Below are 343 nucleotides of genomic sequence, written 5' to 3'. Positions count from 1 at the left end.
CAGCACGTTGGATACCGTACTGACCGACACCCCGGCATGACGTGCCACATCACGTATATTCGCCATCACATTCCCGTTTTGCATTAACCCATTACCCCGACTTTATCACGCGGCCGAAAGTGAGTCACAGGCCCTTAGGGCGCGAGTTGACCGCCGTTGACGTCGATAATTTGCCCGGTGATATAGCCGCTGCAGTTATGCGATGCCAGAAACAGGTAGCTGGGCGCCACCTCTTCGCTGCGACCAAAGCGGCCCATCGGAATGGAAGCGCGCATTTTACCCAGTACCTCGTCGCTCTTGCCGTGATGGAAAGCGGTGTCGATGCTGCCCGGCGACACGATAT

General features: G+C 56.9%; 2 protein-coding genes. Both read right to left on the bottom strand.

Translation table 11 applies throughout. The annotated features are described in order from the left end of the window. Positions 1 to 66 (bottom strand): LacI family DNA-binding transcriptional regulator (locus tag CVN76_RS32245; RefSeq protein ID WP_157805380.1); only part of this gene is annotated, 66 nt, incomplete at its 3' end. Positions 67 to 134: 68 nt separating this feature from the next. Further along, a partial coding sequence (locus CVN76_RS00500) for an SDR family oxidoreductase (protein ID WP_157805379.1) occupies positions 135 to 343 on the bottom strand: 209 nt, incomplete at its 5' end.

The organism is Bacillus sp. mrc49, assembly GCF_002803435.1.
The sequence above is the reverse complement of the archived record's forward strand: the minus strand, read 5'-3'. Positions and strand labels throughout refer to the sequence as shown.